The organism is Deinococcus koreensis, from assembly GCF_002901445.1.
GTDB lineage: Bacteria > Deinococcota > Deinococci > Deinococcales > Deinococcaceae > Deinococcus > Deinococcus koreensis.
The window spans coordinates 604126-626101 of sequence record NZ_PPPD01000001.1 but is presented as its reverse complement, the minus strand read 5'-3'; the positions used below and the strand labels follow the sequence as shown (position 1 = coordinate 626101).

At 68.3% G+C, this 21976-nt stretch carries 23 protein-coding genes and 4 tRNA genes; 10 read left to right on the top strand and 17 right to left on the bottom strand.

The window, feature by feature from the left end; all coding sequences use genetic code 11:
- Positions 1–8: 8 nt before the first annotated feature.
- A complete protein-coding gene (locus tag CVO96_RS02960; protein WP_103310164.1) occupies positions 9–749 on the bottom strand; it encodes a spermidine synthase in 741 nt (246 codons plus the stop codon).
- 219 nt (positions 750–968) lie between these two features.
- Between CVO96_RS02960 and CVO96_RS02955 the strand changes: the two genes are divergently transcribed.
- The 3 genes from CVO96_RS02955 to CVO96_RS02945 are packed head-to-tail and all read left to right on the top strand — an operon-like array spanning position 969 to position 2403.
- Entirely contained in the window at positions 969–1532 is a 564-nt protein-coding gene (locus tag CVO96_RS02955) for a DUF2239 family protein (RefSeq protein WP_103310161.1), read from the top strand.
- Entirely contained in the window at positions 1529–1849 is a 321-nt protein-coding gene (locus CVO96_RS02950; RefSeq protein WP_103310158.1) for a GIY-YIG nuclease family protein, read from the top strand. Before CVO96_RS02955 ends, CVO96_RS02950 begins: the two co-directional genes overlap by 4 nt.
- A complete protein-coding gene (locus tag CVO96_RS02945; protein ID WP_103310156.1) occupies positions 1846–2403 on the top strand; it encodes a hypothetical protein in 558 nt (185 codons plus the stop codon). The genes CVO96_RS02950 and CVO96_RS02945 overlap by 4 nt, the downstream gene beginning before the upstream one ends.
- A gap of 217 nt (positions 2404–2620) precedes the next feature.
- On the opposite strand, the gene rplL is transcribed toward CVO96_RS02945, so the two are convergent.
- The 13 genes from rplL to CVO96_RS02880 form a co-directional block, all read right to left on the bottom strand.
- Positions 2621–2986, bottom strand: coding sequence for a 50S ribosomal protein L7/L12 (gene rplL, locus CVO96_RS02940; protein ID WP_103310153.1), 366 nt, complete (start codon positions 2984–2986; stop codon positions 2621–2623).
- Positions 2987–3037: 51 nt separating this feature from the next.
- Positions 3038–3538: a 50S ribosomal protein L10 gene (gene rplJ, locus CVO96_RS02935; protein ID WP_103310151.1), complete on the bottom strand. Its 501-nt coding sequence runs from the start codon at positions 3536–3538 to the stop codon at positions 3038–3040.
- A 252-nt stretch (positions 3539–3790) separates the two neighbouring features.
- On the bottom strand, positions 3791–4489 hold the full coding sequence (gene rplA, locus CVO96_RS02930; protein WP_103310149.1) for a 50S ribosomal protein L1: 699 nt from the start codon (positions 4487–4489) through the stop codon (positions 3791–3793).
- Complete coding sequence (gene rplK, locus CVO96_RS02925; protein ID WP_103310147.1) at positions 4482–4916, bottom strand: 50S ribosomal protein L11; 435 nt, start codon at positions 4914–4916, stop codon at positions 4482–4484. Before rplK ends, rplA begins: the two co-directional genes overlap by 8 nt.
- Before the next feature lie 143 nt (positions 4917–5059).
- Entirely contained in the window at positions 5060–5632 is a 573-nt protein-coding gene (nusG, locus tag CVO96_RS02920; protein WP_103310144.1) for a transcription termination/antitermination protein NusG, read from the bottom strand.
- A complete protein-coding gene (secE, locus tag CVO96_RS02915; RefSeq protein WP_103310142.1) occupies positions 5629–5820 on the bottom strand; it encodes a preprotein translocase subunit SecE in 192 nt (63 codons plus the stop codon). Before secE ends, nusG begins: the two co-directional genes overlap by 4 nt.
- A gap of 67 nt (positions 5821–5887) precedes the next feature.
- Positions 5888–6055, bottom strand: a complete 168-nt coding sequence (gene rpmG / locus CVO96_RS02910) for a 50S ribosomal protein L33 (RefSeq protein ID WP_022800165.1) — start codon at positions 6053–6055, stop codon at positions 5888–5890.
- Between the two features lie 129 nt (positions 6056–6184).
- Complete coding sequence (locus CVO96_RS02905; RefSeq protein ID WP_103310140.1) at positions 6185–6751, bottom strand: pyridoxamine 5'-phosphate oxidase family protein; 567 nt, start codon at positions 6749–6751, stop codon at positions 6185–6187.
- Positions 6752–6818: 67 nt separating this feature from the next.
- A complete protein-coding gene (tuf, locus tag CVO96_RS02900) occupies positions 6819–8036 on the bottom strand; it encodes an elongation factor Tu (RefSeq protein WP_103310138.1) in 1218 nt (405 codons plus the stop codon).
- Between the two features lie 161 nt (positions 8037–8197).
- Positions 8198–8272, bottom strand: a tRNA-Thr gene (locus tag CVO96_RS02895).
- Positions 8273–8282: 10 nt separating this feature from the next.
- A tRNA-Gly gene (locus CVO96_RS02890) sits at positions 8283–8355 on the bottom strand.
- A gap of 23 nt (positions 8356–8378) precedes the next feature.
- Positions 8379–8464, bottom strand: a tRNA-Tyr gene (locus tag CVO96_RS02885).
- Between the two features lie 47 nt (positions 8465–8511).
- Positions 8512–8587, bottom strand: a tRNA-Thr gene (locus CVO96_RS02880).
- Between the two features lie 271 nt (positions 8588–8858).
- Here CVO96_RS02880 and CVO96_RS02875 point away from each other — a divergent pair.
- The 5 genes from CVO96_RS02875 to msrB all read left to right on the top strand — a co-directional run bounded on the left by CVO96_RS02875 (position 8859) and on the right by msrB (position 16167).
- A complete protein-coding gene (locus CVO96_RS02875) occupies positions 8859–10760 on the top strand; it encodes an ABC transporter ATP-binding protein (RefSeq protein WP_165795351.1) in 1902 nt (633 codons plus the stop codon).
- Positions 10757–12628: an ABC transporter ATP-binding protein gene (locus tag CVO96_RS02870; protein WP_103310132.1), complete on the top strand. Its 1872-nt coding sequence runs from the start codon at positions 10757–10759 to the stop codon at positions 12626–12628. The genes CVO96_RS02875 and CVO96_RS02870 overlap by 4 nt, the downstream gene beginning before the upstream one ends.
- Before the next feature lie 383 nt (positions 12629–13011).
- Entirely contained in the window at positions 13012–14415 is a 1404-nt protein-coding gene (locus CVO96_RS02865; protein ID WP_103310129.1) for a DEAD/DEAH box helicase family protein, read from the top strand.
- Positions 14416–14417: 2 nt separating this feature from the next.
- Positions 14418–15641 carry a DUF790 family protein gene (locus CVO96_RS02860; protein WP_103310127.1) on the top strand — a complete coding sequence of 408 codons (1224 nt, stop codon included), beginning with the start codon at positions 14418–14420 and terminating at the stop codon, positions 15639–15641.
- A gap of 52 nt (positions 15642–15693) precedes the next feature.
- The gene (msrB, locus tag CVO96_RS02855) at positions 15694–16167 is read left to right on the top strand and encodes a peptide-methionine (R)-S-oxide reductase MsrB (protein ID WP_103310124.1); all 474 of its coding nucleotides are present in this window, start codon (positions 15694–15696) and stop codon (positions 16165–16167) included.
- Between the two features lie 189 nt (positions 16168–16356).
- Here msrB and CVO96_RS02850 read toward each other — a convergent pair whose 3' ends face one another.
- The 3 genes from CVO96_RS02850 to CVO96_RS02840 all read right to left on the bottom strand — a co-directional run bounded on the left by CVO96_RS02850 (position 16357) and on the right by CVO96_RS02840 (position 20652).
- On the bottom strand, positions 16357–16914 hold the full coding sequence (locus CVO96_RS02850; protein WP_103310122.1) for a CAP domain-containing protein: 558 nt from the start codon (positions 16912–16914) through the stop codon (positions 16357–16359).
- Between the two features lie 69 nt (positions 16915–16983).
- Positions 16984–18252 (bottom strand): S8 family peptidase, encoded by a 1269-nt coding sequence (locus CVO96_RS02845; protein ID WP_103310119.1) that lies wholly within the window; start codon positions 18250–18252, stop codon positions 16984–16986.
- A 339-nt stretch (positions 18253–18591) separates the two neighbouring features.
- Entirely contained in the window at positions 18592–20652 is a 2061-nt protein-coding gene (locus CVO96_RS02840; protein WP_341476159.1) for a phosphodiester glycosidase family protein, read from the bottom strand.
- A 167-nt stretch (positions 20653–20819) separates the two neighbouring features.
- On the opposite strand from CVO96_RS02840, the gene mglB reads away from it, so the two are divergent.
- Entirely contained in the window at positions 20820–21305 is a 486-nt protein-coding gene (mglB, locus tag CVO96_RS02835; protein WP_103310115.1) for a GTPase-activating protein MglB, read from the top strand.
- A gap of 60 nt (positions 21306–21365) precedes the next feature.
- The gene (gene mglA, locus CVO96_RS02830; RefSeq protein WP_103310112.1) at positions 21366–21956 is read left to right on the top strand and encodes a GTPase MglA; all 591 of its coding nucleotides are present in this window, start codon (positions 21366–21368) and stop codon (positions 21954–21956) included.
- Positions 21957–21976 lie beyond the last annotated feature (20 nt).

The window sequence follows — 21976 nt, the reverse complement described above, 5'->3', positions numbered from 1 at the left end:
CGGCCGCTCTAGCGCGAGCGGCGTGAGTCGGCGGGCCTGACCCGTGGTGGGCCGCTGGGGGCTCCCTGCGTCCGGTGCGCCAGCCAGATGGTGTGGCGGGCCCCCTTGCCGGGCCGGGCCCGCACCGTATGCACGTCGACCCGGAAGCCGGCCTGCCGCAGCCGCCGGGTAAAGCGCTCGTCCGGGGTGGCCGACCACACGGCCAGCACCCCGCCGGGCCGCAGGCTGCGCCGGGCGGCCGCCAGCCCGGCCGGCGAGTAGAGCCAGTCGTTACCGTGGTGCGTCATGCCCTCGGGGCCGTTGTCCACATCGAGCAGCACGGCGTCGTAGGTGGCGTGGCCCTGCCGCAGCAGCTCGGCCACGTCGCCCACATGGACGTGGGTGCGGGGGTCGTGCAGCGGGTAGGCCGCGCACTCGCCCAGCGGGCCTCTGTTCCACTCCACGACCTCCGGGACGAGTTCCGCCACCGTGACCCTGCTGCCGGGCCCCAGCGCCTTCAGGGCCGCCGCGAGCGTGAAGCCCATGCCCAGGCCCCCGACGAGGACGTGCGGGGCGGGGCGGCCTGAGATCACCGCGCAGCCCAGTTCGGCCAGCGCGTCCTCCGAAGCGTGCATCCGGCTGTTCATCAGCTCGCTGACATAACCCGAAATCTGGATGGAGAACTCCAGCAGGTCTCCCCGACGGTGCAGACACAGCTGCTGCGTCGTGCCGGGAATGGCGGCGCGGGCCAGCGGCACCCAGGGAATCACGTGGCGTCCAGGGAGGTGGCAGGGGGAGGAAGCTTCGTCGGCATCGGGTGACTCTATCCGCTCCAGCCGCCCGCAGGGAGTGCCTCTGCTCGACTGAGCATGGCGTCCCCGTCCGCCGCTGCCTGCCACGGCCACGCGAACGCCCGCTCTCCCCTCTAGGCCATTGATATTACCCGGCTGATATTGACCAATCCTATTTCAGCCGGGTAATATTCAGCCATGGACACGGCCGCGAACTACACCATCTTCCTGGGCCGCCAGCGCCTGCTGACCGCCCCCCTGCCCGACGTCCTGACCTACCTGAAGACGAAACTGGAGCGCACCCACGAGCCGCTGCTGGTGTTCAACGACCAGACCGGCCGCACCGTGGATTTCAACCTGAGTGGCACGCTGGACGAGGTGCTGGCCCGCGAGGCGCCGGTTTCCGCGAAGACTGGCCCCGGTCGCCCGAAACTCGGGGTGGTTTCGCGCGAGGTCTCCCTGCTGCCCCGCCACTGGGACTGGCTGGAGAGCCACCCGAACGGCGCCTCGGCCGCGCTGCGCCGCCTGATCGACGAGGCGAGGAAGGCTGATCCGGTGGCCGAGCGCCGCCGCATGGCCACCCTGCCCACCGACCGCTTCCTGACCGTCATGGGCGGCGATCTGCCCGGCGCCGAGGAGGCCAGCCGCGCCCTGTACGCCGGCGACGGCGCGGCCTTCCGGACGCTCGTGCAGGACTGGCCCGAGGACGTCCGCCTGCACGCCCTGCACCTCGCTGCCCCGGCATTCGAGGAACACCCATGAGCCGCCCCGCCAGAGATCCGGCGCCGCGCATGGGCGTCTACCGGATCACCCACGTACCGAGCGGCCGCACCCTGCTGGGCTGGAGCGTGCATCTGGACGCCATCCTGAACCGGACGAGATTCGAGTTGCAGACCGGCACCTGCCGGCACAAGGCCCTCCAGGCCGACTGGCAGCAGAGTGGCCCTGGCACCTTGACCTTCGAGGTGCTGGACGAACTGACCCCGACCACCCCGGAGGCCCGGCCTCACGACGACCTGAGGGAGCTGCTGACGCTATGGCAGGAGACACTGAACATCCCCATCCAGCTCCGGTATTGACCGCTGGGACGACCTCGCGGGAGCTGGAACGGCTGGCCACCCACCCGGATCCGCAGGTTCGCTGCGCCGTCGCCGCCCACCCGAACACGCCCCCTGGCGTGCTGCGCGACCTTGCCCCCGAGTGTCCGGGCGAGGTGCTGGGCAACCGGGGGCTGCCGCTCCTGCGGCTGGCTCAGCCTCGACTGATCCAGGACTGGCCAAAAGAGACCCTGCTGCGCCTGATCCGCCACGACCTCGCCCCAGACTGGCTGCGCCGTTTCGCCGTGGGCCATCCCCGGTCGGAGTTCCAGGTCGCGCTGGCCTCCAACCGCGTGCTCAGCGAGGCCGAGGTGACCGGACTGGCCGCCCACAGTGCCTGGCAGGTGCGCGCGAAGATCGCGGCCCGGCCCGAGCTGCCCCCCGCCGTGCTGAGCACCCTCAGCGCCGACGCGGACTACGGCGTCCGGCTGTACGTCGCGGCCCGCCGGGATCTGCCCCAGACGAGCGTGGAACGCCTGCGCCGAGACCCGTCGCTCTTCGTGCGGCAGGTGCTGGAGCAGACGCAGCGGGCATGATACGCACTGCGCTCCATTCCGCCCCCACCAGGAAAGCACCGGATGTTCCTCCATACCGCACAGCACGTGCTTTTGCTCCTCCCTCTGGGCCGCAACTGGCATGAAAGGAAGTGGTGAAGCTGTTTCTGTTCGACAGTTCGACGTTTAGACCGTTCGACCTCACCTCAACGAAAAACCCCCACCTTTCGGCGGGGGCTGCACTCCGGTGAGGGGAGACTTACTTGAGTTCGACGCGGGCGCCAGCGGCTTCCAGCTGGGCCTTGATCTTCTCGGCTTCGTCCTTGCTGATGCCTTCTTTCAGCGCGCCGCCCTTCTCGCTCATGTCCTTGGCTTCTTTCAGGCCCAGGCCGGTGATGGCGCGGATTTCCTTAATGACGTTGATCTTGGAAGCGCCGGCATCCACCAGCACGACGTCGAACTCGGTCTTCTCTTCCACGGCGGCGGCGGCGGGGCCAGCGGCGGGGCCGGCCGCCACGGCGGCGGTGACGCCCCAGGTTTCCTTGAGGCCGTCGATGAGGTCGGCGAGTTCCATGATGGTGAGCTGGCCGAGCTGGTCAATCAGTGCTGCTTTGTCGTATGCCATGAGTGTGTCCTCCGGAATTGAAATGGGTGGTGCGGGCGGGCCTCAGGGGCCTTAAGCGCCCTGCTGCTCTTCGAGTTTGGTCTTGTAGGCTTCGAGGATACCCACGAAGCTCGACAGGTGCGCGCTGAGCACGCCGACCAGTTCGGCCTGAAGCTGCTGCTTGCTGCCCAGGCTGGCCAGTCGCTCGACGACTTTCACGTCGACCTTGTTGCCCTCGACGAAGCCGCCCTTGATGGTGGGGATGCCCTTGTCGTTGCCCTTGGCGGCCTCGCTGAGGGCTTTCGCCACACCAGCGGGGTCGTCCTGGGCCAGCACCAGGGCGCTGGGGCCCTTCAGGGCGTCGGTGAAGTCGCGGCCGCCAGCCTGAAGAGCGCGGTTGATCAGGGTGTTCTTGGCAACGATGAGCTGCCCGCCCTTCTCGCGGATGTCCTTACGCAGTTTGCTCAGCTGTCCGGCGGTCAGGCCCTGGTAGTCGACGACGTAGAACGTCTCGATGTCCGTCAGGCTGCTCTGCAGGGAGCTGAGGGTCTGCTGGTTCTTTTCGTTCGCCACGCAGTACCTCCTAGGTGGGAACAAGTCCAGGTGCAGTTGGTTCGCAGTGCTTGTACACGAGCGTCGCAGCCTGGCAACTCGGCGGGATCTTTAAACGTGGCTTAGGCGTCCCCGCTGTCTTTGGTGCCGGAATGAGGGCGTGTTGGAAAGGTGCGAACAGCAGTTGCACCGGGGTGCCGAAAGGAGGGGGATGGGTGATGGTCAGAAGTTGATGGTCTTTTCCCATCTACGATCAACCATCGACCATCACCGTTACGCCGAGGCGCCGCTCAGGGTCAGCGGAATGCTGGGGCCCATGGTGGTGCTCAGGTGAGCCGAGCGCACGAAGACGCCCTTGGCCGTGCCGGGCTTGGCGGATTCCAGCGCACCCAGCAGCGCGGCGTAGTTGGCGCTCAGGTTGCTGGGATCGAAGGAGGCCTTGCCGATTGGCGCGTGCACCACGCCGGTCTTGTCGTTGCGGAACTCGATGCGGCCGGCCTTGAGGCCCCGCACCATGCCCGCCACGTCGGGGCCGACGGTGCCGCTCTTGGGGTTGGGCAGGAGGCCCCGCGGCCCGAGCAGACGCGCCAGCTTCTGGCCGATGGCGGCCATCATGTCGGGCGTGGCGACCACGGCGTCGAAGTCCATGAAGCCGCCGGCGATGCGCTCGATCAGCTCATCACTGCCCACGGTGTCGGCCCCGGCGGCCTCGGCGGCGGCCAGGTTTTCACCCTTGGTGATCACGGCGACGCGCACGGTGCGCCCGGTGCCGTGGGGCAGCGCGACGGTGCCACGCACGTTCTGGTCGCTCTTGCGGGGATCGATGCCGAGGCGGAAGTGGATCTCTACCGTCTCGTCGAACTTCGCGGTGGCGATGTCCTTCACCAGCGCGGCGGCCTCGTCGATGGTGTACTGCTTGTCGTGGTCGACCTTGCCGACCAGAGCCCGGTAACGCTTGCCGTGTTTAGGCATTGGGAGCCCCCTCGATGGTCACGCCCATGGAGCGGGCGGTGCCGGCCACGGTGTTCGCGGCGGCTTCGACGCTGCCCGCGTTCAGGTCGGGCATTTTGGTCTTGGCGATTTCCAGCACCTGATCCCAGTTGAGCTTGCCGACCTTGGCCTTGTTGGGGGTCGGGCTGCCCTTCTGCAGGCCGGCGGCCTTGCGGATCAGGTAGCTCATCGGGGGGGTCTTGGTGATGAAGGTGAAGCTGCGATCGGCGAAGATGGTGATCTCCACCGGGATGATCGCGTCGCCCTTATCGGCGGTCTGGGCGTTGAAGGCCTTGGTGAACTCCATGATGTTCGCGCCGTACTGACCGAGGGCCGGGCCGACGGGCGGGGCCGGGGTGGCCTTCCCTGCCGGCAGTTGCAATTTGACGAGTCCCATGACTTTCTTCATTTGGTTCCTCCTTAGCTCCCCCGGGCCACGCGTGGCGGCTGGGGTATTGACGCTAAGCGCTGCGCCGCCCTGGGACGGTCTGACAGCAACTTTTCGATTTTACTGCGTGCGGGGTGTCCTGCCTAGTGCGGAAGGACAGGCCCTTACTTGGCGACCTGCGAGAAGTCGAGTTCCACCGGCGTTTCGCGGCCGAAGATGCTGACCAGCACCTTGACCTTGGCCTGCGGCATGTTGACCTCGCTGATCACGCCGCTGAAGTCCGCGAACGGGCCGCCGGTCACGCGCACCATGTCGCCGGCCTTGAAGCTGGCCTTGATGCGCGGCGCTTCCTCGACCTTCGGCTGGGCCGCGACCCCCACGGAAGCCAGCAGGCGCTGCACTTCCTCGGGCGAGAGGGGCACGGGGCGGGTGGCGGTGCCGACGAAGCCGGTCACGCCGTTGGTGCCGCGCACCACTTCCCACGACTCGCCCAGTTCACCGGGCGCGTCGTCGTCCTCGACGTCCATCTGCACGAACACGTAGCCCTGGAACAGCTTGCGCTTGACGGTCTCTTTCTTGCCGCCCTCGCGCAGTTCCACGGCGTCCTCGGTGGGCTGCAGCACCTGGAAGATCTTGGTGCCCTTCATGCCGAGTTTCGTGGCGCGATCCATCAGCTGGGCTTCCACGCGGTCTTCCTGACCCACGTAGGTATGTACGGCGTACCATTCGATGCTCATGCCAGCCGTCCTTCGAGCACCAGACGGATCAGCGCCCCGAAGGTCACGTCCATCAGCCAGGTCACCAGCGTCAGGGCCACGACGAAGATCAGCACGGCCTGTGTGCCCTCGATGATCTGCGCCCGGGTGGGCCACGATACACGGGCCAGTTCCGCGCGCGAGTCACGGAAATACTGAATCAAGTTCATGCATTCACCTGCGTCACAACACGAGAGAAGCCCGATCCTGCCCAGGCCGCGTGGCCCGGACGCCGGATCAGACCTTCTTCTCCTTGAAGACCACGTGCTTTTTGGCCACGGGGTCGTATTTCCGCAGTTCCATCTTGGCCTGCGTGTTGCGGCGGTTCTTGGTGGTCGTGTAGTAGAAGCCAGTACCTGCGCTGCTTTCCATCTTCACGATGATGCGGGGGCCGTCTTTCGCCATGCTCGTACTCCTTTCGCAGCCTGCCCCTGAGGGCTCGTGCTGCTCCCAGCGCCCGCCGGGCGGGAAACTGTCTCGCTGGTAAAAGCCCGCCTTCTGGCGGGCAACATTCCGATTATAGACAGCGACGGCTCAGGTGTCCACTGGGGCCGCTCCGGGCGCGGGGAGCCGTGTGGGGAAACCGTCGAGGCTGCGCGCGTTTTTCCGCTGCCGGTAGGCGTCCAGCTCCTCCTGCGTCTGCCGCCGTGCCCAGCTGTTCAGGTCGTCCCGCTCCTGCTGAAACTCCATCAGGGGCACCGCCATCCCGCACGACGTCTGCACCAGCTCGACCTCCAGCACGAAGATCTGCCGGGCACCGGGCAGGGCGGGGAAGAGGGGCGCGTACTGGGCCCATTCGGTGTCGGGCGGCTGGATCATGCGGGTCTGGCCGTACAGCCGCAGGATCAAGGGTGCACCCTGGAACGAGCAGAACATCAGCGTCATGCGCGGAAGCTGCAGGAGGTGGGCGGCAGTCTCGTTGCCACTGCCGGTCACGTTGAGCCACGCCACCCGCTTCGGCCCCAGCACCCGCAGGCTGTCCATGCCCTTGGGAGAGATGTTTACCCGGCCATCCGGCGCGGCCGTGCCCACGAAGAACAGGTGCTGCTGCCCGATGAAGGCGCGCAGGTGCTCGCTGATCGCCGGAAGCTGCTTGGCCATGCCCGATGCTACCAACCGACGAAGAGGGGGAGGCCCGCAGGCCTCCCCCTCCTGAATCCAGTCCGGATTACTCGATGACTTTCGCGACGACGCCGGCGCCGACGGTGCGGCCGCCTTCACGGATGGCGAAGCGCAGGCCTTCTTCCATGGCGATGGGCTTGATCAGTTCGACGATGAAGGTGATGTTGTCGCCGGGCATGACCATCTCCACGCCCTCGGGCAGTTCCACCACGCCCGTCACGTCCGTCGTGCGGAAGTAGAACTGCGGCCGGTACCCCCCGAAGAACGCCGAGTGCCGTCCGCCCTCGTCCTTGCTCAGCACGTACACGCTCGCCTCGAACTTGGTGTGCGGCTTGATGCTGCCCGGCTTGGCCAGCACCTGCCCGCGCTCCACGTCATCGCGCGCCACGCCGCGCAGCAGCACGCCCACGTTGTCGCCCGCCATGCCCGAGTCCAGCAGCTTGCGGTGCATCTCGATGCCGGTCACGGTGGTCTTGCGCGTGTCGCGCAGCCCCACGATCTCCACTTCGTCCTGCACCTTCACCACACCGCGCTCCACCCGGCCGGTCGCCACGGTGCCGCGCCCGGTGATGGTGAAGACGTCTTCGACCGGCATCAGGAACTGCTTGTCCGTGTCGCGCTCGGGGGTGGGGATGTAGGAGTCCACGGCGTCCAGCAGTTCCCAGATGTAGTCGACCCACTTGTCCGAGCCGCGCTGGGTCTTGGGGTTCTTCTGCAGCACTTCCAGCGCCTGCAGGGCCGAGCCCTTGACCACGGGGAGGTCATCGCCGGGGAACTCGTACTTGCTCAAGAGCTCGCGCACTTCCATCTCGACGAGCTCCAGCAGTTCCTCGTCGTCGACCATGTCGACCTTGTTCATGAACACCACGATGTAGGGCACGCCCACCTGACGGGCCAGCAGGATGTGCTCGCGGGTCTGGGGCATGGGGCCGTCGGCCGAGGAGACCACCAGGATCGCGCCGTCCATCTGCGCGGCGCCCGTGATCATGTTCTTGACGTAGTCGGCGTGGCCGGGGCAGTCGACGTGCGAGTAGTGCCGGCCCGAGGTCTGGTACTCGACGTGGGCGGTGTTGATGGTGATGCCGCGGGCCTTTTCTTCCGGGGCCTTGTCGATCTGGCTGTAGTCCATCGTCTCGATGGTCGGGTCGGCCGCGGCGGCCGTGAAGGTGATGGCGGCCGTCAGGGTGGTCTTGCCGTGGTCGACGTGGCCGATGGTGCCCACGTTCACGTGGGGCTTGGTGCGCTCGAACGTTCCTTTCGCCATGTTCTTGTTCCTCCTGAAATGGGTGTGCCCGGCAAGCGGACAAGCCTTGACAGTGTACTCGCCTGCCCCGCAAACGCAAAGGGCTGAGCCACAAAGCGTCCACCTTGCCTGGCGGGAAAGAAGGAGCGGCCCACAGAGGGATCTGCAGGCCGCGCCGGGTGTGGAGCTTCTGGTCGGGATTGAACCGACGACCTCTCCCTTACCAAGGGAGTGCTCTACCACTGAGCTACAGAAGCGGAAAAGAAAAGCGGGAAACGAGACTTGAACTCGCGACATTCAGCTTGGGAAGCTGACGCTCTACCAACTGAGCTATTCCCGCAGGGGGGTCACCCGGGTAAGGGGTGGTGGGCAGGGGCGGATTCGAACCGCCGTACACGTACGTGAACAGATTTACAGTCTGTCGCCTTTAACCACTCGGCCACCTACCCACAGCAATCGTCCAGCCAACAGCAGTCCAGCTCAGATCCAGCTTCGGTGGAGCCACCCAGGAGAATCGAACTCCCAACCTTCCGATTACAAGTCGGGTGCTCTACCAGTTGAGCTAGGGTGGCACCGTCCCTGGAGCAGAAGCCCGAGCGAAGCCTTCGCCCCTGAGCGTGGAAGTTCTCGCTTGCGCGTTCCCTTCCGGCTGGGAATAGTAGCACCGGCCTCCAGGGGTGTCAATCGTTCCTTAAGAGGCACACCCCATGCGCCATTACGCGCATTTGGCCGCGCCCTCCCAGGCGTATGCTGACGCCCGCACGGACGCGCCGGCACCCGACTGCTGGCCGCCCAACGAGGTTGCCCTTGGAAAGTCTGAAATCACTCTGGCCCTACCTGATGATGCACCGGCGCCAGTACATCATCGGCCTGCTCGCCGTGGTGGTCGCTAACAGCGCCAACCTGCTGCCCGGCTACTTCATCCGCTTCACCATCGACGGCCTGACTGGGCAGGTCGACGCGAGCGCCGCGACCCCCGGCATCACCCTGGAGCGCGCCGGGCTATACGCGCTGGGCATCGTGCTGGCCTCGCTGACGGCGGGCTCCTTCATGCTGCTGATGCGCCGCATGATCGTGGTGGCCTCGCGCCAGACCGAGTATGAGATCCGCCGCGACATCTTCGCCCACCTGCAGACGCTCGACAAGTACTACTACGACCGAGCCCGCACCGGCGACCTGATGAACCGCCTGACCGGCGACCTGAGCGCCGTGCGCGAGATGCTGGGCTTCGGGGCCTGGCAGATCGTGAACATCATCTCGGGCTTCGTGACGGCCTTCGCGGTGATGTTCAGCCTGAGCTGGCAGCTCACATTGATCGTGATCGCGGTCATTCCCATCATCGTGGGCGTGCTGTGGTACCTGGCGCGGCTGATCAACACCCGGCACAAGGCGGCGCAGGAGCAGAACTCCCTGATCGCCGCGCGGGCGCAGGAGAACTTCAGCGGGGCGCGGGTGGTCAAGGGCTACGCCATCGAAGACCGCGAGATTGAGGACTACCGGGCCATGAACCTGGAACTCCTGAAGCGCAACGTGGCCCTGACCCGCGTGGACGGGCCTCTGCGCTCCTTTACCTCGCTGCTGCTGGGGATCGCCTTCGCGCTGATCCTGATGGTCGGCGGCCGGCTGATCCTGACCTCGCCGGGGGGCGAATTCACGACCGGGATGCTGGTGCAATTCCTGATCACCCTGGAACGTCTGGCCTGGCCGATGCTGATGATCGGCTGGATCACCGGCGTCACGCAGCGCGGCCTGGGCTCCTGGCTGCGCCTGCGCGAGATGCTGGACGCCCGCGCCCAGGTCTACGACGACCCCGGCCGCAGCGACACCACCGTGAAGGCCATCCGCGGCGACCTGGCCTTCGAGAACGTGGGCGTGCGCTACGGCACCCTGGACGTGCTGAACGGCGTGAACCTGCAGGTGCCCGCCGGCACCTTCCTGGGCATTACCGGCCCGACCGGCGCCGGCAAGACGGTGCTGGGCCAGCTCATCACCCGCTCCATCGACCCGACCTCCGGCGTGGTGAAGGTGGACGGCCAGGACGTCCGGCTGATTCCGCTCAAGGTGCTGCGCGACTCCATCTCGGTGGTGCCGCAGGAGCCCTTCCTCTTCAGCGACACCATCGCCAACAACATCGGCTTCGGCACCGGCAACGCGGAGCTGCCGGTCGTGCCCACCGGGGTCAGCGTGGTCGGCCTGCCCTTCCCGCAGGACATCCCACAGAGCCCGGACGAGGGCCGGGTCAGCCGCGCCGCGCGCCTGGCCGGGCTGGCGGGCGATATCGAGGATTTTCCGAACAAATACGACACCATGCTGGGCGAACGCGGCGTGACCCTGTCGGGCGGCCAGCGCCAGCGCACCGCTATTGCCCGCGCCATCGTGCGTGAGCCGCGCATCCTGATCCTTGACGATTCGCTCTCGGCTGTGGACACCGAGACCGAGCGCCGCATCCTGGACGGCCTGCGCGAGATCAGCGAGGGCCGTACCGTGATCCTGATCGGCCACCGCGTGAGCACCCTGCGCCACGCCGACCACATCGTGGTGCTCAACGAGGGCCGCGTGACCGAGCAGGGCACCCACGACGACCTGCTGGCCCTGGGCGGCCACTACGCCGAACTGGAACGTCTGCAGCGTCTCGCCAGCGACCTGGACAGCGACGACGAACCCATCGAAGATCCCCAGGCCGCCGCTGACCGGCTGGAGAGCGCCCCTGCCGACCCCTCCCGCATCCCCGAGGTACAGAAGTGACCCAGCCCCCCGATCCCCAGGACGCCTACGCCAAGGGCTTCGACGCCCAGCTCACGCGGCGCATCCTGAACTACCTCGGGCCATACCGGGCTCTGGCGGCCGGCGGGGTGCTGCTGGCCCTGCTCACGGCCGCCGTGCAGCCCCTGCCGACCCTGCTGCAGCGCTACGCCATCGACAACTACCTGCTGCCGGGCGCGGGCGCCGGACGCGACGTGGACACCCTGTACCGGGGCCTGCTGATCGTGGTGGGCGGCTACGTGGCCCTGAAGATCGTGGAATTCCTGCTGAACTACGCCTCCACGGTCGCGGTGGGCTACCTGGGCCAGAACGTGCTGCGCGACATCCGCGCCGACGTGTTCACCAAGCTGCAGCGCCTGCACCTGGCCTACTTCGACCAGAACCCGGTGGGCCGCCTGATCACCCGCGTGACCAGCGACGTGGACGCCATCAACCAGTTCATCACGGGCGGGCTGATCTCGCTGATCACCTCCTCGTTCCTGATCCTGGTCTTCGTGACCGTGATGCTCAGCATCAACTGGCAACTTGCCCTGATCGCCTTCACGGTGCTGCCGGTGCTGTACTTCGCCACCAACTTCTTCCGCACGCGGCTGCGCGACGCCTTCCGGGGCACGCGCACCCAGCAGGCCATCGTGAACTCGAAGCTCAACGAGAACATCACTGGGATGCTGACCGTACAGCTGTTCGGCCGTGAGCGCCGCTCGGCCCTGGATTTCGACCGCTCGAACCGCGCGCTGCTGCGGGCCAACGAGAACTCGGTGCACTGGTTCTCGCTGTTCATGCCGGTGGTGGCGGTGCTGGGGCAGCTCGCCGTGGCGCTGGTGCTGTACTTCAGCGCCCGCCAGATCCTGGGCGCCGAGGCGGTGGGCACGGGCGTGGCCGGCGCCGTGACCGTGGGGACGCTGTTCGCCTTCGTGCAGTGGACCCAGCAGCTCTTCCAGCCCATCCAGGATCTGGCCGACGTGTTCAACAACCTGCAGGCGGCGATGGCCTCCTCCGAGCGCATCTTCGGCGTGCTGGACACCGAGGTCGAGGTGGCCGACAAGCCGGAGGCCCGGCGCCTGGAGCAGTTCGCCGGCCGGGTGGAGTTCGACGGCGTGTGGTTCGCCTACGACAGCGCGGTGACCGCCGAGACCCCCGACACCGACGACCGCTGGATCCTGCGCGGCCTGAACCTCGACATCCGGCCCGGCGAGAGCGTGGCCCTGGTGGGCGCGACCGGGGCGGGCAAGACCAGCGTGACCGCCCTGGTGAGCCGCTTCTACGACGTGCAGCGCGGCGCCGTGAAGGTGGACGGCAACGACGTGCGCGACCTCGCCCAGTACGACCTGCGCCGCCACGTGGGCGTGGTGCTGCAGGACGTGTTCCTCTTCGCCGGCACCATCCGCTCGAACCTGACCCTGAACAACCCTGAGATCTCACAGGAGCGGGTGATCGAGGCCTGCAAGTACGTGGGCGTCCACGACTACATCCTGACCCTGGAACGCGGCTATGACACCGAAGTCCGCGAGCGCGGCGCGACCCTGAGCACCGGGCAGAAGCAGCTGCTGGCCTTCGCCCGCGCGCTGATCCAGAACCCGGACATCCTGCTGGTGCTTGACGAGGCCACCGCCAACGTGGACACCGAGACCGAGCTGCGGATTCAGGCCGCGCTGGAAAAGGTCATGCTGGGCCGCACGAGCATCATCATCGCCCACCGCCTGAGCACCATCGAGCACTGCGACCGCATCGTGGTCATGCGCAAGGGCCGGATCGTGGAGCAGGGCAGTCACGCTGAACTGCTGGCGAAGGGCGGGTACTACGCCAAGCTGCACCGGCTGCAGTACGCCAAGGGTGAGGCGGCAGACTGAGGGAGAAGGCTCAAGGCAGATGGCGGAAGGCTCCGGGCGTGGGTTGCCGGGGCCTTTGTCGTGGTCGTCAGAGGACGGGCGGGAGGTCGCTGCGGTCGATCTTGGAGGCGTCTGGAACACAGGCAGGGTCGCGGGGGATGCGCTGAGCGCCCCAGCACCAGGCGACCCCTCAGTCCGCTTCGCGGCCAGCTCCCCTTAGAAGGGAGCCAAGAAGGGCGTGCCAGTCGAGCTTTTCCTTGCCTCCCTTTTAAGGGGAGGTGCCCCGAAGGGGCGGAGGGGTCGTCTTCCGCGCCGCCTGCCCGAGCACACCAGCCAACCAAAGTCCCCCCAACCCCGACCCAGACAACAATTCCGTTCACAACAGAATCGTATGCTGAGCCCCTATGTCCCCTTCGTTGCGCCTGGATCGCGGCACGCTGGTCATGCGTGAGGTGCCGGCCGTGCTGGAGGGGCTGTTTACCTGGGATGCCCGGAGCCAGAGCTTCCGCGCGCCGGGGCAGGCGTACCGCGAGGTCGTGGAGGCGGCGCGGGCCGCAGGGTACGAACTGCGCGACGAGGCGTCGGCCTTCCAGAAGCTGGAACTGGGATTTGCCAAGGAGCAGGCGCCCTACCCGCACCAGACGGAGGCCCTGAAGGCGTGGAAGGCGGCCGGACGGCGGGGCGTGGTGCAGCTGCCCACCGGGGCCGGAAAGACTTTCCTGGCGCAGCTCGCCCTGCGGGATACGCCGCGCAGCACGCTGGTCTGCGTGCCGACCCTCGACCTGCTGCAGCAGTGGTACTCGGGGCTGGTCGCCGCCTTCCCGGACGCCTCCGTGGGGCTGCTGGGCGGCGGCAGCCACGATGAGACGCCCATTCTGGTCAGCACCTACGACTCGGCCGCCATCCACGCCGAGGAACTGGCAGGGCGCTATGCGCTGGCCGTGTTCGACGAGTGCCACCACCTGCCCGGCGACTTCACCCGCGTGGTCGCCCAGATGCTGCTCTCGCCCTATCGCCTGGGCCTCTCGGCCACGCTGAAGCGCAGCGACGGCCGCGAGCGCGATCTGGACGGGCTGGTGGGGCCACTGGTCTATGCCTGTGCGCCCGAAGACCTGGCCGGCGACACGCTCTCGGCCTACCGCGAGGTGCTGATCCGCGTGAGGCTCAGCGAGGGCGAGCAGCGCCTCTACGACGACCTGATCCGCCGGCGCAACGAGTTCCTGCGGCTCTCGGGCATCCGGCTGGGGTCTATCGAGGGTTGGAAGCAGTTCGTCATGAGCAGCGGCTCGCCCCAGGGGCGCGCGGCCATGCTCGCCCACCGGGAGGCGCGCTCGCTGGCTTACGGCACCGAGGGCAAACTGCGCGTGCTGGAGGAAATCCTGGCCGAGCACCCGCAGGATCGTACCCTGATCTTCACCGATGACAACGCCACGGTTTACCGCATCAGCCGCGAATTCCTGATCCCGGCGATCACGCACCAGACGCCCACGAAGGAGCGCCACGCAGTGCTGGAACGCTTCCGTGCGGGCGAGTACCGCACGCTGGTCACCAGCCGCGTGCTGAACGAGGGGGTAGACGTGCCCGAGGCGAGCGTGGCCGTGGTGCTCTCGGGCACCGCGACCGAGCGCGAGCACATCCAGCGCCTGGGCCGCATCCTGCGCCGGGCGCCCGACAAACACGCCGTGCTGTACGAGGTCATCACCGAGAACACGGCCGAGGAGCGCGTGAGCAGGCAGCGGCGCGGGCAGTGGACGCCGGGGGAGACCCCGGACGACCGCTTCTGGGAGAACCTCAATGCCTCGGATTAGCCATGCTGCCCACTGAGCTGCTGAGTTTCCGCGTGAAGGCGGGCGTGGTCGAGCCCAAGCGGATCAGGCCCACGCCGACGAACCTCGCGCTGGCCGAGTCGCTGATAGCTGCCTTCGAGGGCCACATCGGTAGGCGCCGCAGTGAACTGGACGACGAACTGCGGGCGCTGGAGGCGGGCCGCGCGGATTTCCGGGTGCTGCGCGGGCTGGCGCACCTGCTGACCCAGGCGGGTGAGTTCGAGGCTGGTGGCCCGGTCGAGCCCGCTTTCGTGCGCGAGCGGGTCTTCGCGCTGGCGCAGGCCCACCCGCCCAGCCGCCTGAACGCGGCGCGCGTGCTGGAACAGGCGTCGCGCAGCCTGAGCGCCGATTCCCCCCTCTCGCCCGCCGAGGTGCAGGGCGCCCTGTATGCCGACCTGCCGGATCAGCAGACGCTGGTGGCCTTCGATCCGCCCACTCCCACTGAACTGCTCCAGCGCTACGACCTGGCGCAGGCGCAGGGGCTGCTGTACCGGGCCTACAGCCTGATCATCACGGCCCGGCGCAACGAGCCCGCGCGCTACAAGCAGCTGCTGAAATACACCAAGCTCTTCGGCCTGATGCTCACTGTGGAGGGCGACGCCACCTTCGGCTTCACGCTCACCATGGACGGCCCCACCAGCCTGTTCGGCGGCACTACCCGCTACGGGCTGGCGATGGCGAAGTTCCTGCCCGCGCTGCTGCACGTCACGAAATGGGATCTCACGGCGGCCCTGAAGCCGCGGCGCGACCTCGCCTGGGTCGATCCGGCCGACGAGGAATGGCACTACGGCCTGACCAGCGAGGACGGCTACGTGAGTCACTACAAACCGCCCGATGAGCACGATTCCGCGCTGGAGAGCGGCTTCACCGAGCGGTTCGCCCGGCTGGACTCCCCCTGGGTGCTGGAGCGCGAGGTCGACCTGGTGCCGGTGCCCGGCGGGGTGATCCTGCCCGACTTCCGGCTCGTGCAGGGCGAGCGGTCGGTGCTGGTGGAGATCGTGGGCTACTGGCGGCCCGAGTACCTGCGGAAGAAATTCGAGCTGCTGCGCAAATCCGGGCGCACGGACGTGATCGTGTGCGTGTCCGAGCGGCTGAATCTGGAGAAGGCGGGCGTGAACCCCAGCGATTTCGGCGACCGCGTGGTCTGGTTCAAGGGCGTGCTGAACCCGAAGGAGGTGCTGGAGAGAGCCGAGCGGCTGGCCGGCTGAGCCCGCGACGTCCACCACGGTTGCTACGGCCCGGCCCGTCTACACTCGGTTCATGACCAAAACCGAGGCCACGAGCGGAGCAGCATTCGTCAAACCCAGCGACGCCGAACTGCGCGCGCGGCTGACGCCCGCCCAGTATCAGGTGACGCAGCACGAGGGCACCGAACGCGCCTTCACGGGTGAGTACTGGGACACCACCGACGACGGCATCTACGTGGACATCGTGTCCGGCGAGCCGCTGTTCTCCAGCCTCGACAAGTACGACGCGGGCTGCGGCTGGCCCTCCTTCACCCGGCCCATCGAGAAGAAGACTCTGACCGAGAACACCGATTACAAGATCGGCTACGCCCGCACCGAGGTGCGCTCACCCCTGGCCGACTCGCACCTGGGCCACGTCTTCCCGGACGGCCCGCAGGAGCAGGGCGGCCTGCGCTACTGCATCAATTCGGCGGCGCTGCGCTTTATCCCGGTCGGGCAGCTGGAGGCCGAAGGGTACGGCGAGTACCGGACGCTGTTCGGGGCATAGCGTTCAGGCCAGGAAAGGCGGCGGACACCGGTTCGCCGCCTTTTTCGTCGTCTCATACCAATTGCGGCCCAGTCGCTAAGACTTTAGAGATTCAACCCGACCGAAGGGAGAGGCAAGGAGGACGCGTTGCGCGATGTGGAGGAACATCCGGCGCTCTCCCGGTGGGGGCGGAATGAAGCGCAACGCGTCTCAGCGGGGGGCGCCGAAGTTCTGCACCCAGTACGTGCGGTACGTGCCGCCGCTGGCCGGCGTGTACCCGACCCCCAGTTCCCGGAAGGTCGGGTTCATGATGTTCCGGCAGTGGCCGGGACTGCCCAGCCAGCCCTGCACCACTTCGTCGGGCGTGGCCTGCCCGGCGGCGATGTTCTCACCGATGGCCGACCAGCTGTAGCCGGTGGCGTCGATGCGCTCACGCAGGGTGCGGCCGTCTTGACTGGTGTGCGAGAAGTAGTTCTTCGCGGCCATGTCGGCCGCGTGGGCCTGGGCCGCCTGCGCCAGCTTCGCGTTGGGGGTCAGCGCGGTGGTGGCTGCGAACCGGTCGGCTCCACAGCTCCGGGCCTGGGCGCGGGCGGCGTTGGTCAGTTCCATCACCCGCGCGGCGAAGGTGCCGGAGGGGGCAGCGGGCGGGGCGGGGGGCGCGGTGGGAGCCGCTGGAGCTGGAGAGGAGGGAGAGACTCCGGTGCCGGACGGCAGGCCGCAGGACACCAGACTCAGCAGCAGGGGGAGGGCGCAGGCCAGGGCTTTCATGTCCAGGCATTCCAGCAGACCGGGGCCGCGCGTGCCGTGAGCGCCCTTCCTTTATCTCGTATCCCGATCTCAGGCCTGCGGAGACTGCACCAGCCCCAGGCCGACGTCCAGCTTGTCCACGGTGCGGATCAGCGGCGTGCGGGTGGCGCGGCCGCGCAGGGCCGTTTCCAGGGTGCTGCGCGTGAGGTCGTTGTCCTTCTTCAGCGCCTCGACCCACAGCGCGGCGACCCCCGCGACATGTGGCGTAGCCATGGAGGTGCCGCTCATGGTGGCCAGGCCGCCGCCCATCTTCGCCGACACGATGTCCACCCCCGGCCCGGACACCACCGCCCCGGTGTTCGAGAAAGGGGCCACGGTCAGGTTCGCGTCCGGGGTGCCGCCCTGCCCCAGCCCCACGGCGGCGACCGACGTGAAGCCCTCGGCAGTGGCGGGCGGGGCCACGCTGACCTCCCAGTCGGGATTCTGGTTGCGGCGGCTCTCGTTGCCGGCGGCCGCGATCAGCAGGGTAGGCACCTCGTCGCCGCCCAGGCTGCGGGCGTAGCGGGCCAGGGCGGCGAAGAGTTCCAGGTTGGCGCGGTAGTCCACCAGCGCGCGTGAGGTCGCCAGTTCGGCGGGCAGCCCCCCCTTGATCAGCCGGGCCACCAGTCCGGGAAAGTCCATGCCCAGCGACATACTGATCACGTGGGCGCCGTGTTCGGTGGCCCAGGTCAGGGCGCGGGCGATGCCCTCGGAGCTGCCGCCGCCGTCCTTGCCGAGCACCTTGCCGATGAGGGCCTTCTCGACTCCCCGCGCCACCCCGATACGCTGGCCCCCCACATCTCGTCCGAAGATCGTGCCCGCACAGTGGGTGCCGTGGCCCTCGTCGTCGACGCCGCCCTCGACATCCTCCCCCTCGGGGGTGAAGTCGCGCCGAACCAGGGTCATGCCCGCGAAGGCCGGGTGATCCTTGTCGATGCCGGTGTCCAGCACGGCCACGACCGCGCCCTTGCCGGTCACCGGGCTGGTGTCGGCCTTCACGGCCTGCACGCCCCAGGTGGAGCCGCTGGCCTGGGCGGCGGGTCTGCTGGAGCGTTTCACGGGCGAGATCAGGCGCATGGGCATACTGGGCGCGACGGCCCGGACATCCCGCTCGCCCAGCAGGTCGGCGAGGTCGCGGCGATCCAGGGTCTCCACCCCGAGCTGGGCCCTGGCTGGAGCGGGGCGGGCGGCGCCCGGTCGCGGACGCGTCTCCGGTCGGGCGCCGGCTCGGGGCGGCAGGACGGAACCGGTCTCCGCAGGCCCTGAGGTATCGGAAGGTGCGACGTTGCCCTGCCTGAGCACGATGAACCGCTCTTTCATGCTGGCCCCCCAGACTGTGCCCCGGCTGACGCGGGGAGAGTGGTACCGGTTCCGATGGATTCCGTTCCGTGTTCGGAGTCCATCCGACCGAAGGGAGAAGGAACAAAGACGGATTTCGCCGCAAGTGAGGAACATCCAGTTCGGCTCTGGATGTGACGGAATGGAGCGGCAGTCCGTCTGAGCGTCCATCGGGCGCTCTGGGGCCAGTGTAGTCCCGCCCCCCGGAGGCGTGGTGGCAGGGAGATGAAGCGGCCGGGCGCGGCCAGGAGCCTGTCTGCGGGCTCGCGGCCAGCTCCGGCCCTTTGAACTCTCCTCTGTGTGGCCTCTGGCCGCAATTTCCTACTTCGAGGATTTCTGCGGCTGGGCCTTCTGCGCGTCGGCGCTCCTGGGCACGAACACGATGGCGTTGGGCACCGGACGGCTCCAGACCGTGTTCAGGTAGCCGCCCATGCCGCCGTAGCCCCCCGACAGGTACGCCGTGGCGCTGCTGCCGCTGTCGAGCCGGACGGCGTCGCGCACGCCGATTCCGGCCAGGGCGGCGGCGAAGGTCTCGGGCGTGCCGTGTTCGAGGAAGAAGATGGCGCTCTGGCCGCTCAGGATGCCGAAGGCCACCTGCCGGGTCGCCCTCCAGATGCCGGCCGCCGTATTGAAGCCCTCACGCACCGGATCGAGCACCACCCGGCCGCCCTGCACGAGCAGCGGCCCGGCGCCCAGCGCCTCCACGGCGCTGGCCCAGGGGGCGTCGCTGGCCTGCCAGTTCAGGCTGACGCTCAGGGGCAGGCCGGCCAGCCGGGGCAGGGCGGGAAAGCGCACGGGGTCGAAGGTGAAAGCGAGCACCCCGGCGCCCGGTACCAGCTCGCCGCTCTGGGCCCGCTCGATCACGGCCGCGCCGGGGGCGACCAGCACGGTGGTCAGGTTCCCTGCGCCCACGCTGGTGCGGCCGTCGCCGACGAAGGCGGTCAGCAGGGCCGCGTCCGGGCGGGCGCGCACGCTGTTCACGGTCACGCTGCCAAAGGCGCCGGAGAGCACGTAGCGCGGGCGGGGATAGCCGAACAGCGGCTCGCCCTGGGCCGTGAAGCCCACCGTGCCGCGCTTTTCCAGGCTGCCGGAGGTCATCTGCCCACTGAGCTCGACCAGATCGACCGGCAGGTTGCTCGCCGGGTCGAAATAGCCGCCGTTGACGCCGGCCACGCCGCCCACCGAGCGCACCAGTTCGCCCACGTCCGAGGCGCGGCCCAGCGGCGCGCTGATCACGCGGGGCCGGAAGCGGGCCGGGTCGAAGCTCAGCACGTGCAGGGCGCCGCGCTGCTGGTAGGTCACGCCCTCGGGGATGGCGTCCGGGTTCACGGGCGGCGGCACCCGGTCGTCGGTGTAGGTCACGGTGTCCACCACGATCCGGTAGGGCTCGTCCAGGGTGAAGACCGTGCTGCGACCGCCGGAGGTCGTGAGGTTCAGGGCGCTGCCGGTGGGGGTGGTCTGGATGTCCAGGGAGTCGCCGGACGGCAGGGTCTGGGTCTGGGGCTGCGAGGTCACGCCCGGCATCAGGATGCTCAGCCCGGCGCTCTGCCGCGACACGCTGTAGGGGGCGATGTCGTTGAACTCCAGCACCACGCGCTGCACCTCCACCGTGCGGTAGAGCGTACGGCTGACCCGCACGGTGTCCAGGTGGGCCAGCGCCCGGGTGCTCAGCTGAGGCACCGGCAGGGGAATCCCGGTCTGCATGGGCGAGGGTGGGGCCGCCGGCGCCGGGGGGCTGACCGGGCGGATCTCCACCGGGGCCGGCGGCGGTGCAGGCTGAGTCGGCGGGGGCTGAGTCGGCGGGGTCTGGGTCGGCGCCTGTTGCGTAGGCACGGCTGGGGCCGGCTGTCCCGGCGCTGGCTGCCCAGGCGCCGGCTGCACGGGCACGGGCCGCACCGGGGCCGAGGGCGCGGGCACGCTCTGGGCGGGGCGGGCCGGGGCGCTGGGCGGCGCCGAAGGCGGCAGGGTGGCGACCGGCACGCTCGTGGGCGCCGCGAAGTCCAGCAGGCCCGGCGTATCGGCCAGCACGCCCACGCCCAGCAGCCTCAGGGCCTCCAGGGGCACGTACAGGCTGCCGCCCTGCAGCTGTGGCAGCGGCAACGGCACTCCCAGCGCGAAGCCCAGCGCCCGCCAGCCGGTGGCCGGGGCGTAGCGCAGCTCCCTTTGTCCCAGCTGCAGCCGCAGGTCGGCTGGATCGTTGCGGACGGCCACGCCCAGGCGCGGGAGCGTCCAGGCGGCCATCATCTCCTGGCCGGCGATCAGGCGCGAATCCAGGCTCGAGGGCTGCATCAGGCCGCCGATGGCCACCGGCCTCGCCAGAGCGCTCCCCGCCAGCCCCAGGCCCACGAGAACCCCCATCCAAACCCTTCTGCGCGCACTCACGGGGCCGAGTGTAACGCCCGGGCCTGACGGAGACGTGAAGATCTGTGCCTTGCAGGCCCGCCGTCCCGGGGTGGGGCGCGGCGCAGCCGCCGGGTAGGAAGTTCCTCACGCCGATCCGGCCCGCCGTCAGGCTCTTGTGTGAGATGGGTTCATATACTGGCCCGCGTATGATCGAACCCTCACTTGAGCTGTACGGCGACGCTTACGAACGCGTAGATCAGCAGCTCCAGGATCTCCTCGACACCACCGGCGTGCGCTACGGCCTGCTGGTCGACCGCAAAGGCTTCGTGCTCTCGCACAAGGAGGCGCTGTGGGCGCCCCGCCCTCCGGCGCTGGACTCGGTGGCCACGCTGGTCGCCAGCAACGCCGCCGCCACCGCCGCGCTGGCCAACCTGCTGGGTGAACGCACCTTCAGCGAGCAGATCCACCAGGGCGAGAACGGCACGCTCTACGTGGAATCCGTGGGCGACCAGACCCTGCTGACCCTGATCTTCGATTCCAGCGTGCCGCTGGGTAAGGTCAAGGTCTACGCCAAGAAGGCGGTCGCGCAGATGAGCGCGGTGCTCGACGAGCTCAAAGACGTACCGGCGGTGCAGCTCGGGGACGACTTCAACAAGGGCGTCAATGCGCTGCTTGACGATCTGCTCGGCTGACATGTCCAGCCGATTTTCCCCGCAGCCCCGCGCCCACGGCCGGGTACAGGAGACACCTTCATGAGCACCATCAACTTCGCGGCCAGAGAAATCAACTGCAAGATCGTCTATTACGGCCCTGGCATGAGCGGCAAGACGACCAACCTCAAGCACGTCTTCTCGCGCGTGCCCGGCCACCTGCGCGGCGACATGGTGAGCCTGGCGACCGAGGACGAGCGCACGCTGTTCTTTGATTTCCTGCCGCTCGACCTGGGCACCGTGCAGGGCTTCAAGACCCGCTTCCACCTGTATACCGTGCCGGGCCAGGTCTTCTACAACGCCAGCCGCAAGCTGATCCTGCGCGGCGTGGACGGCATCGTCTTCGTGGCCGACTCGGCGCCGGGCCGCCTGCGCGCCAACGCCGAGAGCATGCGCAACCTGCGCGAGAACCTGGCCGAGCACGGCATCGACGTCCGCGAGGTGCCCATCGTGCTGCAGATCAACAAACGCGACCTCCCCGACGCCCTGCCCACCGACATGATCCTCTCGGTGATCGACCCCAGCCGTGAGCTGCAGATCTTCGAGGCGATGGCCGGCACGGGCGTGGGCGTGTTCGAAACGCTGAAGACGGTCAGCCGGCTGGTGCTGGAACGGCTGTCGAAGAACAAATAGGCAAATAGGGCTGTGGGCTA

Coding starts and splice junctions, on each gene's coding strand:
- CVO96_RS02955 (WP_103310161.1), top strand. CDS start 969: ATGGACACGGCCGCGAACTACACCATCTTCCTGGGCCGCCAGCGCCTG.
- CVO96_RS02950 (WP_103310158.1), top strand. CDS start 1,529: ATGAGCCGCCCCGCCAGAGATCCGGCGCCGCGCATGGGCGTCTACCGG.
- rplL (WP_103310153.1), bottom strand. CDS start 2,986: ATGGCATACGACAAAGCAGCACTGATTGACCAGCTCGGCCAGCTCACC.
- rplA (WP_103310149.1), bottom strand. CDS start 4,489: ATGCCTAAACACGGCAAGCGTTACCGGGCTCTGGTCGGCAAGGTCGAC.
- rplK (WP_103310147.1), bottom strand. CDS start 4,916: ATGAAGAAAGTCATGGGACTCGTCAAATTGCAACTGCCGGCAGGGAAG.
- nusG (WP_103310144.1), bottom strand. CDS start 5,632: ATGAGCATCGAATGGTACGCCGTACATACCTACGTGGGTCAGGAAGAC.
- secE (WP_103310142.1), bottom strand. CDS start 5,820: ATGAACTTGATTCAGTATTTCCGTGACTCGCGCGCGGAACTGGCCCGT.
- rpmG (WP_022800165.1), bottom strand. CDS start 6,055: ATGGCGAAAGACGGCCCCCGCATCATCGTGAAGATGGAAAGCAGCGCA.
- CVO96_RS02905 (WP_103310140.1), bottom strand. CDS start 6,751: ATGGCCAAGCAGCTTCCGGCGATCAGCGAGCACCTGCGCGCCTTCATC.
- tuf (WP_103310138.1), bottom strand. CDS start 8,036: ATGGCGAAAGGAACGTTCGAGCGCACCAAGCCCCACGTGAACGTGGGC.
- CVO96_RS02875 (WP_165795351.1), top strand. CDS start 8,859: ATGCACCGGCGCCAGTACATCATCGGCCTGCTCGCCGTGGTGGTCGCT.
- CVO96_RS02865 (WP_103310129.1), top strand. CDS start 13,012: ATGTCCCCTTCGTTGCGCCTGGATCGCGGCACGCTGGTCATGCGTGAG.
- CVO96_RS02860 (WP_103310127.1), top strand. CDS start 14,418: ATGCTGCCCACTGAGCTGCTGAGTTTCCGCGTGAAGGCGGGCGTGGTC.
- msrB (WP_103310124.1), top strand. CDS start 15,694: ATGACCAAAACCGAGGCCACGAGCGGAGCAGCATTCGTCAAACCCAGC.
- CVO96_RS02850 (WP_103310122.1), bottom strand. CDS start 16,914: ATGAAAGCCCTGGCCTGCGCCCTCCCCCTGCTGCTGAGTCTGGTGTCC.
- CVO96_RS02845 (WP_103310119.1), bottom strand. CDS start 18,252: ATGAAAGAGCGGTTCATCGTGCTCAGGCAGGGCAACGTCGCACCTTCC.
- mglB (WP_103310115.1), top strand. CDS start 20,820: ATGATCGAACCCTCACTTGAGCTGTACGGCGACGCTTACGAACGCGTA.
- mglA (WP_103310112.1), top strand. CDS start 21,366: ATGAGCACCATCAACTTCGCGGCCAGAGAAATCAACTGCAAGATCGTC.